A 15,772-nucleotide genomic window follows, 5' to 3' on the forward strand; every position below is an offset into this window, starting at 1 on the left:
GGGCACGAGGGAGGGGAGCGACCATGGGGTCGGACGAGATCCGCCGCTGGGAATCCGGAACGCTGGCACACGCCGTGACCGACCCCTTCGGCCAGGGCCCCGTCCCCTGGCTCCGCGGCACGGAGACGTACTTCGGCGACACCGGCCAGGTCGTCCCCTGGTACGTCGACGGCACCCCGCAGCCACAGCCGCATACGCAACCGCCCGGCCACCCCACCGCAGCCGGCACCCCCCGCGTGCCCGCCCCCCGAGCCGCCGGCGGCCCCCGCTCCGCGGACGACGTCGGCCGCCAGATCAAGGGCTTCATCTCCACCGGCGCCGTAGCCCCCGGCGAGGCCGTCGACTTCCACGTCACGGTCGACCCGCCCCAGGAATTCGCCGTCGACATCTACCGCATCGGCCACTACGGCGGCGACGGCGCATCGAAGATCACCACCAGCCCCCGCCTCTCCGGCATCGTCCAGCCCCCGCCCCTCACCGCGGACCGCACGGTCTCCTGCCACCACTGGTGGCTGTCCTGGCGGCTGCAGATCCCGAGCTACTGGAGCATCGGGGCATACGTCGCCGTCCTCACCACCGCCGACGGCTACCGCTCCCACATCCCCTTCACGGTCCGCGACAACCACCCCGCCGACCTGCTGCTCCTGCTGCCCGACGTGACCTGGCAGGCGTACAACCTCTATCCGGAGGACGGCCGCACCGGCGCGAGCCTCTACCACGCCTGGGACGAGGACGGCCGGCTCCTCGGCGAGGCCGACGCCGCGACCACGGTCTCCTTCGACCGCCCGTACGCCGGCGCGGGCCTGCCCATGCACGTCGGCCACGCCTACGACTTCATCCGCTGGGCCGAGCGCTACGGCTACGACCTCGCCTACGCCGACGCCCGCGACCTGCACGCGGGCCATGTGGACCCCAGCCGCTACCGCGGCCTCGTCTTCCCCGGGCACGACGAGTACTGGTCGGCCGCCATGCGCCGCACCTGCGAGATCGCCCGCGAGCACGGCACGTCGCTGGTCTTCCTCTCCGCCAACACCATGTACTGGCAGGTGGAGTTGGGCCCGTCCCCGTCCGGCGTCCCCGACCGCCTGCTGACCTGCCGAAAACGCAAAGGCCCGGGACGGCCGGTCCTCTGGCGCGAAATCGACCGGCCCGAGCAGCAGTTGGTCGGCATCCAGTACGCCGGAAGGGTCCCCGAGCCCCACCCGCTGATCGTCCGCAACGCCGACCACTGGCTGTGGGAGGCGACCGGAGCGCACGAGGGCGACGAGATCGAGGGACTGGTCGCCGGCGAGGCGGACCGCTACTTCCCGCGCACCCCGCTGCCGGAGCACGAGGACCGCATCCTGCTCGCCCACTCCCCGTACACCGACTCCGAGGGCGTCCTCCGCCACCAGGAGACGTCTCTCTACCGGGCCCCCTCCGGTGCCCTGGTCTTCGCGTCCGGGACCTTCGCCTGGTCACCCTCACTGGACCGCCCGGGCCACGTCGACACCCGCGTCCAGCGCGCCACCGCCAACCTCCTGGACCGCATCTGCAAACGTGACTGAGCTCACGTACGCCCAGATCACCCGCCCTATGAAGCCCACCCCGAGCCAAGGGCGATCCCTCGCATACGGGAGAATCGAGCCATTGGACAGAACCACGGGGAGGAACCGTGTCCGGATTCGTAGAAAAGCCCGAGCCGATTCAGGTTCCGGGCCTGGTGCATCTCCACACCGGCAAGGTGCGTGAGCTGTACCAGAACGAGGCCGGCGACCTCGTGATGGTCGCCAGTGACCGCATCTCCGCCTTCGACTGGGTGCTGCCGACCGAGATCACCGACAAGGGCCGGGTCCTCACCCAGCTGTCCCTGTGGTGGTTCGACCAGATCGCCGACCTGATCCCCAACCACGTGCTCAGCACCGACCTGCCCGAAGGCGCCCCCGCCGACTGGGCCGGCCGCACCCTTGTCTGCAAGTCGCTGCAGATGGTCCCCGTCGAGGCGGTCGCCCGCGGCTATCTCACCGGCTCGGGCCTGCTGGAGTACAACGAGTCCCGCACGGTCTGCGGCCTCGCCCTCCCCGAGGGCCTGGTCGACGGCAGCGAACTCCCCGCCCCGATCTTCACCCCGGCCACCAAGGCCGAGGTCGGCGAGCACGACGAGAACGTCTCCTACGAGGAGGTCGCCCGCCAGGTCGGCGCCGACACCGCCGCCCAGCTGCGCCAGGCCACCCTCGCGGTCTACTCCCGGGGCCGGGACATCGCCCGGGACCGCGGGATCATCCTCGCGGACACCAAGTTCGAGTTCGGCTTCGAGGGCGACACCCTGGTCCTCGCGGACGAGATCCTGACCCCGGACTCCTCCCGCTTCTGGCCGGCCGACCAGTGGGAGCCGGGGCGCGCGCAGCCGTCGTACGACAAGCAGTTCGTGCGGGACTGGCTGACCTCGCCGGAGTCCGGCTGGGACCGGAAGAGCGAGCAGCCCCCGCCGCCGCTGCCGCAGGAGATCGTGGACCGGACGCGCGCCAAGTACGTGGAGGCGTACGAGCGGCTGACGGGCACGAGCTGGTCGTAACGCGAAAAGCCCCCGGGGAACCGGGGGCTTTCACATGGAGCGAACGACGAGGTTCGAACTCGCGACCTCAACCTTGGCAAGGTTGCGCTCTACCAACTGAGCTACGTTCGCACTGCGCCGAAGCGCGATGACCACTATACCCAACCTCGCTCCCGGGCGAGGCGCACCGCGGAGTGACGGTTCTCCGCCCCGAGCTTCGAGACGGCCGAGGACAGGTAGTTCCGTACGGTTCCCTGGGAGAGCGCGGCCCGTTCGGCGATCTCCGCGACGGGTGCTCCGTCGGCGGCGAGTTCCAGCACCTCGGCCTCCCGCGCGGTCAGCGGGGAGTCGCCGGAGGCGATCGCGTCGGCCGCCAACTCGGGGTCCACGTAACGCTGTCCGGCGTGCACCGTGCGGATGATCTCCGCGAGCCGCTGCGCGCTGACGGTCTTGGGCACGAACCCGCGCACGCCCGCCGCGAGCGCCCGCTTCAGATGTCCGGGCCGCCCGTGGCTGGTGACGATCAGTACCTGGCAGCCGGGCAGTTCGGCGCGCAGGGATGTGGCGACCTTCACACCGTCCGCGCCCGGCATCTGGAGATCCAGCACGGCTACGTCGGGTGAGTGGGCCCGCGCCATCGCGAGCGCCTCGGGTCCGGATGCCGCCTCGGCGACGATCACCAGGTCGTCCTCCAGCGCGAGCAGCGCGGCGAGCGCACCCCGGATCAGATGCTCGTCGTCGGCGAGCAGCAGCCGTACGGGCGTCGTCATGCGGTGACCTCTCTCACGCTCAGCGGCACCTCGGCCGTGACCCGGAAGCCGTCCCCGCCGGCCGGTCCGGCCTCCAGGGTGCCGCCGACCGCGGAGAGCCGTTCGCGCAGGCCGGCGAGGCCGGAGCCGGTGTCACCCGTGGGGCTCGTGACGCCGTCGTTCGCCACCGTCAGCACCACGCGGTTCTGATGCACATGCAGTGATATGTCACATTGCACTGCATCTCCGTGGCGCAGCACATTCGTCGTCGCCTCCCGCACCACCCACCCCAGCACGGACTGCACCTCCCCACCCAGCCCCGCGGCCGCCCCGACCTCCCCGGTAACCCCGCACCGAATCCCGGCCGCACTCAACACCCCCTGCGCACCGGCGAGTTCGACCCCCAGGTCGGCCTCCCGATACCCCCGTACGACCTCCCGGACCTCCCGCTGTGACTCCTGCGCGATCCGCTGCACCTCGATCATCTGCTCCACCGCCTCGGGCCGCCCGCGCAGGGCCAGCTGGACGGCGAGCTCGCTCTTCAGGGCGATCACGGCGAGGTTCCGGCCCATCACGTCGTGCAGGTCGCGCCCGAACCGCAGCCGTTCCTCCGCGACGGCGAGCCGTGCCTGGACCTCGCGGGAGCGTTCCGCGTCCCAGAGCACGGACAGGGTCCAGGCGCCGCAGCGGCCGGCGAGCAGGGAGAAGAGGGTGCCGAACAGGGCCATGACCCCGACCATGACGATCCCGGCGGGATCGGGGTCGACAGCGGCGGACACGGCCATCAGCGCCACGGCGAGCAGGGCGGACCGGCGCAGGAACACCGCCATCGGCGCGACCAGCCCGTACAGCAGCCCGAAGGGGAGCAGCGAGGCGCCGATGGCGAGCCGCGCGGTGAGCGCGTCGGTGCCGCCGAGTGCGGCGAGCGTCAGGGCCAGTGCGAGGGCGAGGGTGAGCAGGACGGCGGCGGGGCGCAGGGCGCGGGGCGGGAGTTCGGCGCGGCCCAGGTAGTGGTCGAGGACGGGCCGGGTGAGCCGGTTGGCCTCGACGCACTGCGCGGCGCCGACCAGGAGCAGCAGCCCGCCGAGGACGAGTGCGGTGGGCCGCCGGTGGAGTCCGCCCACGAGCGGCAGCGCCAGCCAGAACAGCGAGAACGACCAGGTGGTGACGTACCAGGTCACCACGGACTGCAACTCGACCCGCTGAGCCTTGCTCAACTCCCGCCAGTGCCGCCGCTGCCACCCTCTGATCCGCCCGAACACGGCTCCCCCGTCGTCGCCTACCGCCGCGGCTCCCACCGGAACCACCCCCGCACAGCAAACACCGCGAGCCCGGTCCAGGCCAGCGCGGTGCCGGCGGCGCCGAGGGCCTCGTAACCGCTGAGGTGGCCGGTCAGGCCGCCCTGGATCAGGCGGATCGCGGGGGAGAGCGGGAGGAGTTCGCAGAGGGAGGCCAGCCGGTCGGGGAGGACCTGGGTCGGGATCCCGATGCCGGAGCCCATCATCGACACGAGCACCAGCGGCAGCGCGGTGACCTGGGCGCTCTCCACGGTCCGGGTGAAGGACGCGGTGACGGCGGCGAGCAGTGCGCACAGCACCAGGCCGAACAGCACACCGAGGACGGTGAGATACGGCGCCGGGGGCGCGCCCATGTCGAGGAGCACCGTGCAGCCCACGGCGAGCACGACCGCCTGCGCGAGGCCGAGGCCCATGGCGGGCAGCGCGGTGCCGGCGAGGATCTCGGGGTCGCCGAGTTCCCCGGTGCGCAGCCGCTTGAGGACGAGTTCCTCGCGGCGGGCGACGAAGGCGCTCACCAGGGAGCTGTACACGGCGAAGAGCAGCGAGAACCCGATGGCCGCCGTCAGCGTCACCGTCCCGATGCTCAGCCCCTCCGCCTCCAGGTCGATCTTGTCGACGGCGGGCCGCACACTGAACGGCAGCGCGAGCGGCAACAGCAGCGCCGTGACCACAGCGGTCCGATTCCGCCCGAGCAACGTCAACTCGGCCCGCCCCAACGCCCGCAACCGCCGCCCACCGGGCACCAGACCGGCCACCACACGATTCCCGCTCACACCCCCACCCCCTGCTCCCGCGCGATCCCCAGAAACGCCTCCTCCAGCGAGGCCGACCGCACATCCAGCCCCCGCAACTCCACCCGCGCCCCCTCCGCCCACACCAGCACACCCGTCGCCGTCCGCTGCAGTTCTCGCGTTCGCAGGCGTACGACCTCCCCGTCCACCTCGTGCCCGCACACCCCCAGTTCGCCGAGCGGTGGCAGATCCCCCAGGAAGTAGCCGTGGGGCAGCCGGAAGGAGATCCGTGACGGCTGCCCGGCGGTGACCTCGGCCGGCGTTCCGGTCGCCGCGATGCGCCCCTCGTGGAGGATCGCGAGCCGGTCGGCGAGCTGCTCCGCCTCCTCCAGGTAGTGCGTGGTGAGCAGCACGGTCGTACCCGCGTCGCGCAGCGCTCGCACCAGCTCCCAGGTGTCCCGGCGCCCTTCCGCGTCGAGCCCTGTCGTCGGCTCGTCCAGGAACAGCACCTCGGGCTCCCCGAGCAGCGCGAGCGCGAGGTCAAGCCGCCGCCGCTCACCCCCGGACAACTGCTTCACCCGTACGCCGGCCCGCCGCTCCAGCCCGACCAGCGCGAGCGCCTCCGCCTGAGGCCGCGACCGGCTCACGCACCCCGCCCACATCCGCGCGGTCTCCGCCACGGTCAGCTCGGACGGAAAGCCGCCCTCCTGGAGCATCACGCCCGTGCGCGGTCGTACGGCGGCCCGCTCGGCGTAAGGATCGTGCCCGAGCACCCGCACCCGCCCCCCGGCCGGCCGCGCGAGCCCCTCCAGCAGCTCGACGGTCGACGTCTTGCCCGCGCCATTGGTGCCGAGCAGCGCGAAGATCTCGCCCCGGGCCACGGAAAAGGTGATTCCGCGCACCGCCTCGAACCCGCCCCCGTACACACGCCGCAGGTCAGTGACCTCAATCACGTGTCCGTGTTCGTTGATGTCCATGGCTCAAGCGTCCCGGCGCCACGGGCCCGGAAGCAGTGCGCGGTGTCATCGCCCGGCATGACAAATGTCAGAAGCGGCCGGCGCACGAAAAAGACCCCGGTCCAGTGGACCGGGGTCTTGCTCCCGAGCGGACGACGAGGCTCGAACTCGCGACCTCAACCTTGGCAAGGTTGCGCTCTACCAACTGAGCTACGTCCGCATTGCCTCCGACCGGCTCCCACCGATCGGCGCGAGCACCAGCCTACCTGATCCACAAGGGACCCAGGACCGGCGGTGCAGAGCGGGTGACAGGAATTGCACACTGCGCCTTCCCCCTGGAAGGGGGATGTTCTGCTACTGAACTACACCCGCATGTACTCCGTGGACTGGGCCTTTCCGGCCTCGCCCCTCGGCGTGCTCCAGACTCTAGCTGACCAGGTGGGGTGCAACGCAAGTCGGTTGTCCCGAGGGGCGGGTGACCCGGCGTCGGCAGCGGCTGCCCTGCCGCTCACTGGGCCGCGGCGAACGCCTCGTAGACCTTCTTGGGGATGCGTCCGCGGGCCGGTACGTCCATCTTGTTGGCCTGGGCCCAGGCGCGCACGGCGGCCGGGTCCGGGGCGACCTCGGTCTGCCGGTACGTCTTGCCCGACTTCGACCGCTTGCGGCCGGCCTCCACGTAGGGCGCGAGCGCCTTACGCAGTTTCTTGGCATTGGCTTGATTCAGGTCGATCTCGTACGACTTGCCGTCGAGTCCGAAGGCGATCGTTTCCGCCGCTTCCGAGCCGTCGATGTCGTCAAAGAGAGTGACCACGACCTTCTGCGCCACGAATATCGGTCCCTTCGTACGGCACGTTGCCAATTCATTTGTACAGTGCCCGACAATGCAATGTGAAGCCTGACTAAATCCTCCCGCGTGTCCGGAGCGCAATAGGTATCGGGTACCGATCTCCGAACTTTCCAGGAACTTTTCGCCGAGGGCCGCCCTGTCGCCGGTTCGTGACAGCCGTCACGTAGATTCCTACAAGTCGACGCGCGTAGAAATTTTGTGCAGGTAGTCTGAAACCACCTGCAGGAACCTGCTCAGCACCACACACCGGGAGTGCACGTGGCACGCGTCGTAGTCGACGTCATGCTCAAGCCGGAGATCCTCGACCCCCAGGGCCAGGCGGTGCAGCGCGCACTGCCGCGGCTGGGTTTCGAAGGCATCTCCGACGTACGTCAGGGAAAGCGATTCGAACTGGAAGTTGACGGACCGGTCGACGAGGCCGTCCTCGCCCGCATCCATGATCTTGCGGAATCCTTCCTCGCCAACACCGTGATCGAGGACTTCACGGTTCGGGTGGATGAAGTCGCGGAGGCCGCGAAGTGACCGCTCGTATTGGCGTCGTCACTTTCCCGGGAAGTCTCGACGACCGGGACACCCAGCGCGCGATCCGCCTCGCGGGCGCCGAACCGGTCGCCCTCTGGCACAAGGACAAGAACCTCCACCAGGTCGACGCGGTCGTACTCCCCGGCGGTTTCTCCTACGGCGACTATCTGCGGGCGGGCGCCATCTCCCGCTTCTCGCCGGTGATGGAGTCGGTCATCGAGCAGGCGAAGGCCGGTCTTCCGGTCCTGGGCATCTGCAACGGCTTCCAGATCCTCACCGAGGCCCACCTCCTCCCGGGCGGCATGCTCGGCAACGACCACCTGCACTTCATCTGCCGCGACCAGAAGCTGCGGGTGGAGAACGCCACCACCTCCTGGACCAGCGACTACAGCGAGGGCCAGGAGATCTTCATCCCGCTGAAGAACATGGACGGCCGTTACGTCGCCGACCAGTACACGCTGGACAAGCTGGAGGCCGAGGGGCGGGTCGCGTTCCGCTACCTGGACTTCAACCCCAACGGCTCGCTCAACGACATCGCCGGCATCACCAACGAGGCCGGGAACGTCGTAGGCCTCATGCCGCACCCGGAGCACGCCGTCGAGCCGCTCATCGGCTCTGGCCGCACCGACGGCCTGCCCTTCTTCACCTCGATCCTCAAGAAGCTGGTCAACGCATGAGCCGGACGCCTCTGGACACGGTCGAGCACGCGGCCGCGACCCCCGACGTCGAGCTGCCCTGGGCCGAACTCGGTCTGAAGAAGGACGAGTACGAGCGGGTCGTGGAGATCCTCGGCCGCCGGCCCACCGGCGCCGAGCTCGCCATGTACTCGGTCATGTGGTCCGAGCACTGCTCGTACAAGTCGTCGAAGGTGCACCTGCGCCAGTTCGGCGAGAAGGCCCCGCAGTCCGATGCGCTGCTCGTGGGCATCGGCGAGAACGCCGGTGTCGTCGACGTCGGCCAGGGCTACGCGGTGACCTTCAAGGTCGAGTCGCACAACCACCCGTCGTACGTCGAGCCCTACCAGGGCGCGGCCACCGGCGTCGGCGGCATCGTGCGCGACATCATCGCGATGGGTGCCAGGCCGGTCGCCGTCGTGGACCCGCTGCGGTTCGGTGCGGCCGACCACCCGGACACCAAGCGCGTCCTGCCCGGTGTCGTCGCCGGCATCGGCGGTTACGGCAACTGCCTCGGCCTCCCGAACATCGGCGGCGAAGTCGTCTTCGACGCCTGCTACCAGGGCAACCCGCTGGTCAACGCCGGTGCCATCGGCGTGATGCGGCACGAGGACATCCACCTCGCGAAGGCGTCCGGCGCGGGCAACAAGGTCATCCTGTACGGGGCCCGGACCGGCGGCGACGGCATCGGCGGCGCGTCCATCCTCGCCTCCGAGACCTTCGACGACGCCAAGCCCTCCAAGCGTCCTGCCGTCCAGGTCGGCGACCCCTTCCAGGAGAAGCTCCTCATCGAGTGCACCCTGGAGGCCTTCCAGGAGAAGCTGGTCGTCGGCATCCAGGACCTGGGCGCGGCCGGTCTGTCGTGTGCCACCTCCGAGCTCGCCTCCAACGGCTCCGGCGGCATGCGCGTCACCCTGGACGACGTACCCCTGCGCGACTCGACGCTCTCGCCCGAGGAGATCCTCATGAGCGAGTCGCAGGAACGCATGTGCGCGGTCGTCGAGCCGGAGAAGGTCGACCGGTTCCTGGAGATCTGCGACAAGTGGGACGTCATCGCCACGGTGATCGGTGAGGTCACCGACGGCGACCGGCTGGAGATCTTCTGGCACGGCGGCAAGATCGTCGACGTCGACCCGCGGACGGTCGCGCACGACGGTCCGGTCTACGAGCGCCCGTACGCCCGCCCGTCCTGGCAGGACGAGCTCCAGGCCGACGACGCCAACAAGCTGCCGCGGCCGGGGACTTCGGAGGAGCTCAAGCAGCAGGTGCTCCAGCTCGTCGCCTCCCCCAACCAGGCCTCCAAGAAGTGGATCACCTCGCAGTACGACCACTTCGTGCAGGGCAACACCGTGCTGGCGCAGCCCGAGGACTCGGGCATGATCCGCATCGACGAGGAGAGCGGCCTCGGCGTCGCCATCGCGACGGACGGCAACGGCCGGTACGCCAAGCTGGACCCGTACGCGGGCGCCCAGTTGGCGCTGTCGGAGGCGTACCGCAATGTCGCCACCACCGGTGCCAAGCCCCTCGCGGTCTCCGACTGCCTGAACTTCGGCTCGCCCGAAGACCCCGCCGTGATGTGGCAGTTCGCGGAGGCCATCCGTGGACTCGCCGACGCCTGCCAGCAGTTGGGCACCCCGGTGACCGGCGGCAACGTCTCCCTCTACAACCAGACGGGCGAGGTCGCCATCCACCCGACCCCCGTGGTCGCGGTCCTGGGCGTCATCGACGACGTCGCCCGCCGTACGCCGGTCGCCTTCCAGGAGGAGGGGCAGCTGCTCTACCTCCTCGGCGACACGCGTGAGGAGTTCGGCGGTTCGGCCTGGTCGCAGGTGGTGCACGACCACCTCGGCGGGCTGCCCCCGAAGGTCGACCTGGAGCGTGAGCGGCTGCTCGCGGAGACCCTGATCGCGGCCTCCCGCGACGGCATGATCGACTCCGCGCACGACCTCTCCGACGGCGGTCTGATCCAGGCGGTCGTGGAGTCGGCGCTGCTCGGCGGCAAGGGTGCGCGTCTGGTCGTACCGGACGGGCTCGACGCGTTCACGCTGCTGTTCTCGGAGTCGGCGGGCCGCGCTGTCGTGGCCGTCCCGCGCTCCGAAGAGGTCCGCTTCAACGACATGTGCGGTGCGCGCGGTCTGCCCGCCACCCGCATCGGTGTCGTCGACGGCACTGTGTCTGATTCAAATGCGGTGGTCGAGCTCCAGGGCGAGTTCGAGCTGTCGCTGGAGGAGCTGCGCCGGGCGCACGAGGAGACCATCCCCGCGCTGCTCAAGTAGGCGGTCGTACGACGACGAAGGCCCCGCCCGTTTCGAACGGGCGGGGCCTTCGGGTTTGCGTCATACGGCGACCGGTTCCTTCGTCGGCTCCGAAGTCAGCGGCTCGGGGCCGGACCTGGGCAGCCGGAGCGCCAGCAGCGAGGCCGCGGCCATGATCGCCGCGCCGCACCAGAACACCACGCTCGTCGCGTCGATGAAGGCGTGCACGCCGTTGGTGTGGGCCGCTCCGGTGAGGCGGGCCAGGGCGCTGACGTCGCCGCCGGGGCCGTGGGAGGCGTACAGGCGGGCCAGGACGGTGCCGAAGAGGGCGGTTCCCAGGGCGCTGCCGATGTTCTGGAAGTAGCGGATGGACGTGGTCGCGACGCCCAGCTGGTGGCGCGGGGACGCGTTCTGGACGAGCAGGATCAGCTGGCCGAGCAGCTGGCCGAAACCGGCGCCGGTCAGCAGGAGTTCGGCGCGGACCAGCCAGAGCGAGGTGTCGGGGCCGGTCGTCGTGGCGAGCAGCACGAAGGCCAGCGCGGTGGTCGCCGTACCACTGACGGTGAAGGTGCGCGGGGTCCAGCCGCGGGCGGTGAGCGGGCCGGCGAGCAGGCCGGCCGCGGACATGCCGACCGCCATGGGGAGCAGGTAGAGGCCGGCGGAGGAGCTGCTGATGCCGCGGACGAGCTGGAGATAGATCAGGACGTAGTAGATCGCGCCCATCATCGCGGCGCCCATGATCGCCTGGATGGCGAAGCCGAGGCGCAGTTCGCGGATGCGGAACAGGGCCAGGGGCAGGACCGGTTCGGGGGCGCGGAGCTGGCGCCACAGGAACAGGGCGAGGGCGACGGCGGCCGTGGTGAAGAGGGCCAGCACTTCCGGCGACGACCAGGCGTACTTCTTGCCGCCCCAGTCGGTGACCAGGAGCAGCGCGCAGGAGAAGGCCGCCGCGAGCAGGGCGCCGGAGTAGTCGAGCGGGCGGCGGACGTGCTGCTCGGGGAGTTTCAGGGCGAACGCGGAGCCGGCGAGGACGGCGAGGCCGACCGGCAGGTTGACGTAGAAGATCCAGCGCCAGCTCGCGTGGTCGGCGAGCAGACCGCCGATCCACGGGCCGACCGCCATGGCGCCGCCCGCGACCAGCCCGCCCATGTTCGCGCCCTTGCCGCCGCCCTTCTCCTCCGGGCCCTTGAGGTGGGCGATCACCACCATCGTCACGCTCATCAGGCCGCCGCCGCCCAGGCCCTGCACCGCGCGGGCCGCGATGAGCTGGTCCATGGACTGGGCGGCGCCGCACAGCGCGGAGCCGAGCAGGAAGGTGGCGATGGCGGCGGTGAAGACGCGCTTCGGGCCGAGTACGTCGCACAGCTTGCCGTAGAGCGGCAGCAGCGCGGCCGACGCCAGCGCGAACGCGCTGACCAGCCACGGGATCTTGTCGATGCCGTGGGCCGGATCGAGGTCCCGGACGATCGGGACGGTGGCCGCGGACACGATCTGCAGGTCCAGGACGGCCAGGACGATCGTGACGAGGCAGACGAGGAAGCCGATCTTGCGCTGGGTGTCGGTCATGGCATCACCATGCCCGGAGTTTGTGTACCCAGTCAATCTTTCGGTCGGGATTAAAGTTCGGCCTGGCTCAAGTTTCGCCTTGGTACAGTGCTGTTATGGCTGATCGGGCGATGGGGCTGCGCGAGCGGAAGAAGCTGCAGACGGCGCAGCGGATCTGGGAGACGGCGGTCGAGCTGTTCCTGGAGCGTGGGTTCGACGCGGTCTCGGTCCAGGAGATCGCCGAAGCGGCCGAGGTCTCCAAGATGACCGTGTTCAACTACTTCGGCTCCAAGGAGGACCTGGTCTTCCTGCCCATGGAGGAGCACTTCGGCGACGCCGCCCGCGCCGTACGCGAGCGGCGGGCCGGCGAGTCCGCCGTGGAAGCGGTGCGCCGGCAGTTCCTGGAGATGGTCGAAGCCCGTGACCCCGCGGTCGGGCTGCACCCCGAGCCGCTCGCCCGGCGGCTGCGCCAACTCGTCCTCGGCACCCCGGCGCTGATGGAGCGCGCCTTCCTGTCCGCGCAGAAGGGCACCCGCGACCTGGCCGCGCTGCTCGCCGAGGAGACCGACGACGCCATGCTCGCCACCGTCGCCGCCGCCATGCTCAGCGCCGCCCGTAACGCGCTCATCGAGGAGCACCACGCCCGTATCGCCGCCGGGGAGTCCGCCGACCAGGTCGCCGCCGATGCCGCCGAGCGCACCCGCCAGGCGTTCGGGCTGATCGAAAAGGGGCTGAGCGGCTACGCGGTGAAGGCATAGGCTCCCCGCCATGTCTCCGGCCAAGAAGCGCGCCCGTACCTACGACTCCGTGAAGATCCGTGCCGCCGTGACCGCGCAGTTCGGGCACGTCCGGGAAGGCGTGCGGAGGCTTACGGCCGAGCAGTTCGCGTCGCCCACGCGGCTCGGGGAGTGGACCGTGCGGGAGCTGGTCGCGCACATCGGGATGTGTGTGGACGTCGTGCCCCGGCTCATCGCCCTGCCCGCGCCGCCCAAGCCCGAGATCACGCTCCTGGACTGGGCGTTCGGCACCGCAGCCAACGCCTCCGCGCTCTCCGAGGCGGCCCATGAACTCGCCGCCCGGAACACCGACCCGGACGCCTCCCTCGCCGCGACCGCCGAGCGCCTCGCCACCGCACTGGCCGAGACCCCTGGCCCCCGCGTCCTCGACTTCCGCACCGGCGCCATCATCCTCGCCGACTTCCTGGTCACCCGTACCGTCGAACTCGTCGTCCACACCGACGACCTGAACGCCGCCGTCCCCGGCCTCGACATCCCCCACGACCGCCAGGCCCTCGCCGCCTGCACCCGGCTGCTCGCCGACGCGCTCGCCGCGAAGGCCCCCGGCGGCTCGACCGAGGTGCGGATCCCGCCGTACGCCGTGGTGCAGTGCGTCGAGGGGCTCCGGCACACCCGGGGCACCCCGCCGAACGTCGTCGAGACCGACCCGCTGACCTGGATCCGGCTCGCGACCGGGCGGGTGGCCTGGGCGGACGCCGTCGAGGAGGCCCAGGTCAGTGCCAGTGGCGAGCGGGCGGATCTGGGCGGGCTGCTACCGGTGATGAGCTGAGCCGGGGAACCGGTCCCGCGTCCCTCCCGTCCCACCGGCATGGACAAACAGCGATTCACCCTCGCCGTCCTGACCGTCCTTCCGCTCGTGGCGGCGTGCGGCAGCGAGAAGGCCAACAGCGGCAGCGGCTCGGTCGACGCCGAGCGGCCCGTCACCAGCGTCGACTGGAGCGTCCGGGACATCACTGCGGACGGAACCACGAAGACCGCGCACGGCAAACCGCACCTCGCCTTCGACGCGAAGACCCACAAGGTGGGCGGCAAGCTCGGCTGCAACCACGTCAACGCCACGGCGACGGTACGCGGCGGACACATCACGCTCGGCCGACCGCTCACCACCCGAATGATGTGCGACGCCTCACTCATGGACACCGATCGGGCCCTGCTCGGCCTCTTCGACGGCACTGTCAGCTACCGAGTCGATCACGACACCCTCACGCTGACCAGCGAAAACGGCACGAGCGTACGGGCCGTCGCCGCCGACTGATCCACTACCGGTGAGTAACCCCAATTCGGACCAGTGGTCGATCTCGCCTACACTCGGTGCCGTGCCACGTGGTGACGGTCGACTCAATCATGATCTGCTCCCCGGTGAGAAAGGCCCCCAGGACGCCTGCGGCGTCTTCGGAGTCTGGGCTCCGGGCGAAGAGGTCGCCAAGCTCACTTACTTCGGGCTCTACGCCCTCCAGCATCGGGGCCAGGAATCCGCGGGTATCGCGGTCAGCAACGGCTCCCAGATCCTCGTCTTCAAGGACATGGGCCTCGTCTCCCAGGTCTTCGACGAGACCTCGCTCGGTTCGCTCCAGGGTCACATCGCGGTCGGACACGCCCGCTACTCGACCACCGGCGCCTCCGTGTGGGAGAACGCGCAGCCGACGTTCCGCGCCACCGCGCACGGCTCCATCGCGCTCGGCCACAACGGCAACCTGGTGAACACCGCCCAGCTCGCCGAGATGGTCGCCGACCTCCCGAAGAAGGAGGGCGGCCGCACCCCGCGCGTCGCGGCAACCAACGACACCGACCTCCTCACCGCGCTGCTCGCGGCCCAGGAGGACGCCGACGGCAAGCCCCTGACCATCGAGGAGGCCGCCCACACGGTCCTCCCCAAGGTCCGCGGGGCCTTCTCCCTCGTCTTCATGGACGAGCACACCCTCTACGCCGCCCGCGACCCGCAGGGCATCCGCCCGCTGGTCCTGGGCCGCCTGGAGCGCGGCTGGGTCGTCGCCTCCGAGTCCGCCGCCCTCGACATCTGCGGCGCCTCTTACGTCCGCGAGATCGAGCCGGGCGAGTTCGTGGCGATCGACGAGAACGGCCTCCGTACCTCCCGATTCGCGGAAGCGAAGCCCAAGGGCTGCGTCTTCGAGTACGTGTATCTCGCGCGCCCCGACACCGACATCGCCGGCCGGAACGTCTACCTCTCCCGCGTGGAGATGGGCCGCAAGCTCGCCAAGGAAGCCCCCGTGGAGGCCGACCTGGTGATAGCGACCCCGGAGTCCGGCACCCCGGCCGCCATCGGCTACGCGGAGGCCAGCGGTATTCCGTTCGGCGCCGGCCTGGTGAAGAACGCCTATGTCGGCCGGACCTTCATCCAGCCGTCCCAGACCATCCGCCAGCTGGGCATCCGGCTCAAGCTGAACCCCCTCAAGGAAGTCATCAAGGGCAAGCGCCTGGTCGTCGTCGACGACTCGATCGTGCGCGGCAACACCCAGCGCGCCCTGGTCCGGATGCTCCGCGAGGCCGGCGCCGCCGAGGTCCACATCCGGATCTCCTCCCCGCCCGTGAAGTGGCCCTGCTTCTTCGGCATCGACTTCGCCACCCGCGCGGAGCTGATCGCCAACGGCATGACCATCGACGAGATCGGCACCTCGCTCGGCGCCGACTCCCTGGCCTACATCTCCATCGACGGCATGATCGAGGCGACCACCATCGCCAAGCCGAACCTCTGCCGCGCCTGCTTCGACGGCGAGTACCCGATGGAGCTCCCGGACCCCGAGCTGCTCGGCAAGCAGCTCCTGGAGACCGAACTGGCCGCCGGTCCGGCAGCCACGGCGGCGGCCGACGCGATCCGTCGCCCGTAAGCCCCGTAGTACGACACGA

At 70.3% G+C, this 15,772-nt stretch carries 15 protein-coding genes and 3 tRNA genes; 9 read left to right on the forward strand and 9 right to left on the reverse strand.

The features are described 5' to 3' along the window. The first annotated feature begins 23 nt into the window (after window positions 1-23). The gene (locus ABZ848_RS24335; RefSeq protein WP_360835070.1) at window positions 24-1,547 is read left to right on the forward strand and encodes a N,N-dimethylformamidase beta subunit family domain-containing protein; all 1,524 of its coding nucleotides are present in this window, start codon (window positions 24-26) and stop codon (window positions 1,545-1,547) included. Window positions 1,548-1,654: 107 nt separating this feature from the next. Further along, entirely contained in the window at window positions 1,655-2,554 is a 900-nt protein-coding gene (locus tag ABZ848_RS24340; protein ID WP_360835072.1) for a phosphoribosylaminoimidazolesuccinocarboxamide synthase, read from the forward strand. A gap of 35 nt (window positions 2,555-2,589) precedes the next feature. Here the strand turns inward: ABZ848_RS24340 and ABZ848_RS24345 are convergent. From ABZ848_RS24345 to ABZ848_RS24380, 8 genes are all read right to left on the reverse strand, one after another. After that, window positions 2,590-2,665, reverse strand: a tRNA-Gly gene (locus tag ABZ848_RS24345). A 23-nt stretch (window positions 2,666-2,688) separates the two neighbouring features. Beyond that, window positions 2,689-3,303: a response regulator transcription factor gene (locus ABZ848_RS24350; protein WP_360835074.1), complete on the reverse strand. Its 615-nt coding sequence runs from the start codon at window positions 3,301-3,303 to the stop codon at window positions 2,689-2,691. Beyond that, window positions 3,300-4,580 carry a histidine kinase gene (locus tag ABZ848_RS24355; RefSeq protein WP_360835076.1) on the reverse strand — a complete coding sequence of 427 codons (1,281 nt, stop codon included), beginning with the start codon at window positions 4,578-4,580 and terminating at the stop codon, window positions 3,300-3,302. Before ABZ848_RS24355 ends, ABZ848_RS24350 begins: the two co-directional genes overlap by 4 nt. Then, window positions 4,562-5,353 (reverse strand): ABC transporter permease, encoded by a 792-nt coding sequence (locus ABZ848_RS24360; RefSeq protein WP_360835078.1) that lies wholly within the window; start codon window positions 5,351-5,353, stop codon window positions 4,562-4,564. Before ABZ848_RS24360 ends, ABZ848_RS24355 begins: the two co-directional genes overlap by 19 nt. Next, window positions 5,350-6,288, reverse strand: a complete 939-nt coding sequence (locus ABZ848_RS24365) for an ABC transporter ATP-binding protein (protein ID WP_360835082.1) — start codon at window positions 6,286-6,288, stop codon at window positions 5,350-5,352. Before ABZ848_RS24365 ends, ABZ848_RS24360 begins: the two co-directional genes overlap by 4 nt. 126 nt (window positions 6,289-6,414) lie before the next feature. Next, a tRNA-Gly gene (locus tag ABZ848_RS24370) sits at window positions 6,415-6,487 on the reverse strand. 80 nt (window positions 6,488-6,567) lie between these two features. Next, window positions 6,568-6,639: transfer RNA gene (locus tag ABZ848_RS24375), tRNA-Gly, on the reverse strand. A 136-nt stretch (window positions 6,640-6,775) separates the two neighbouring features. Beyond that, window positions 6,776-7,093, reverse strand: a complete 318-nt coding sequence (locus tag ABZ848_RS24380) for an Lsr2 family protein (protein WP_360835084.1) — start codon at window positions 7,091-7,093, stop codon at window positions 6,776-6,778. Between the two features lie 279 nt (window positions 7,094-7,372). Between ABZ848_RS24380 and purS the strand changes: the two genes are divergently transcribed. Genes purS through purL form a run of 3 tightly spaced genes read left to right on the forward strand, consistent with a single transcriptional unit; the run spans window position 7,373 to window position 10,586 of the window. Continuing rightward, window positions 7,373-7,636: a phosphoribosylformylglycinamidine synthase subunit PurS gene (gene purS, locus ABZ848_RS24385; RefSeq protein ID WP_360835218.1), complete on the forward strand. Its 264-nt coding sequence runs from the start codon at window positions 7,373-7,375 to the stop codon at window positions 7,634-7,636. Further along, on the forward strand, window positions 7,633-8,313 hold the full coding sequence (purQ, locus tag ABZ848_RS24390) for a phosphoribosylformylglycinamidine synthase subunit PurQ (protein WP_360835086.1): 681 nt from the start codon (window positions 7,633-7,635) through the stop codon (window positions 8,311-8,313). The genes purS and purQ overlap by 4 nt, the downstream gene beginning before the upstream one ends. Continuing rightward, a complete protein-coding gene (purL, locus tag ABZ848_RS24395; RefSeq protein WP_360835088.1) occupies window positions 8,310-10,586 on the forward strand; it encodes a phosphoribosylformylglycinamidine synthase subunit PurL in 2,277 nt (758 codons plus the stop codon). The genes purQ and purL overlap by 4 nt, the downstream gene beginning before the upstream one ends. A gap of 60 nt (window positions 10,587-10,646) precedes the next feature. On the opposite strand, the gene ABZ848_RS24400 is transcribed toward purL, so the two are convergent. Continuing rightward, complete coding sequence (locus ABZ848_RS24400) at window positions 10,647-12,131, reverse strand: MFS transporter (RefSeq protein WP_360835090.1); 1,485 nt, start codon at window positions 12,129-12,131, stop codon at window positions 10,647-10,649. A 95-nt stretch (window positions 12,132-12,226) separates the two neighbouring features. Between ABZ848_RS24400 and ABZ848_RS24405 the strand changes: the two genes are divergently transcribed. From ABZ848_RS24405 to purF, 4 genes are all read left to right on the forward strand, one after another. Further along, window positions 12,227-12,868 (forward strand): helix-turn-helix domain-containing protein, encoded by a 642-nt coding sequence (locus ABZ848_RS24405; protein ID WP_360835092.1) that lies wholly within the window; start codon window positions 12,227-12,229, stop codon window positions 12,866-12,868. Window positions 12,869-12,878: 10 nt separating this feature from the next. Beyond that, window positions 12,879-13,676 (forward strand): sterol carrier family protein, encoded by a 798-nt coding sequence (locus ABZ848_RS24410; RefSeq protein ID WP_360835094.1) that lies wholly within the window; start codon window positions 12,879-12,881, stop codon window positions 13,674-13,676. 39 nt (window positions 13,677-13,715) lie between these two features. Next, on the forward strand, window positions 13,716-14,162 hold the full coding sequence (locus ABZ848_RS24415) for an META domain-containing protein (RefSeq protein WP_360835096.1): 447 nt from the start codon (window positions 13,716-13,718) through the stop codon (window positions 14,160-14,162). A 61-nt stretch (window positions 14,163-14,223) separates the two neighbouring features. After that, complete coding sequence (purF, locus tag ABZ848_RS24420; protein WP_123966093.1) at window positions 14,224-15,753, forward strand: amidophosphoribosyltransferase; 1,530 nt, start codon at window positions 14,224-14,226, stop codon at window positions 15,751-15,753. Window positions 15,754-15,772 lie beyond the last annotated feature (19 nt).

This window comes from Streptomyces sp. NPDC047081 (assembly GCF_040643775.1).
Lineage (GTDB): Bacteria > Actinomycetota > Actinomycetes > Streptomycetales > Streptomycetaceae > Streptomyces.

What these genes read in the sequence shown, in the direction of transcription:
- ABZ848_RS24335 (WP_360835070.1), top strand. Translation starts at nt 24, where the DNA reads ATGGGGTCGGACGAGATCCGCCGCTGGGAATCCGGAACGCTGGCACAC.
- ABZ848_RS24350 (WP_360835074.1), bottom strand. Translation starts at nt 3,303, where the DNA reads ATGACGACGCCCGTACGGCTGCTGCTCGCCGACGACGAGCATCTGATC.
- ABZ848_RS24365 (WP_360835082.1), bottom strand. Translation starts at nt 6,288, where the DNA reads ATGGACATCAACGAACACGGACACGTGATTGAGGTCACTGACCTGCGG.
- purL (WP_360835088.1), top strand. Translation starts at nt 8,310, where the DNA reads ATGAGCCGGACGCCTCTGGACACGGTCGAGCACGCGGCCGCGACCCCC.
- ABZ848_RS24400 (WP_360835090.1), bottom strand. Translation starts at nt 12,131, where the DNA reads ATGACCGACACCCAGCGCAAGATCGGCTTCCTCGTCTGCCTCGTCACG.
- ABZ848_RS24405 (WP_360835092.1), top strand. Translation starts at nt 12,227, where the DNA reads ATGGCTGATCGGGCGATGGGGCTGCGCGAGCGGAAGAAGCTGCAGACG.
- ABZ848_RS24410 (WP_360835094.1), top strand. Translation starts at nt 12,879, where the DNA reads ATGTCTCCGGCCAAGAAGCGCGCCCGTACCTACGACTCCGTGAAGATC.
- ABZ848_RS24415 (WP_360835096.1), top strand. Translation starts at nt 13,716, where the DNA reads ATGGACAAACAGCGATTCACCCTCGCCGTCCTGACCGTCCTTCCGCTC.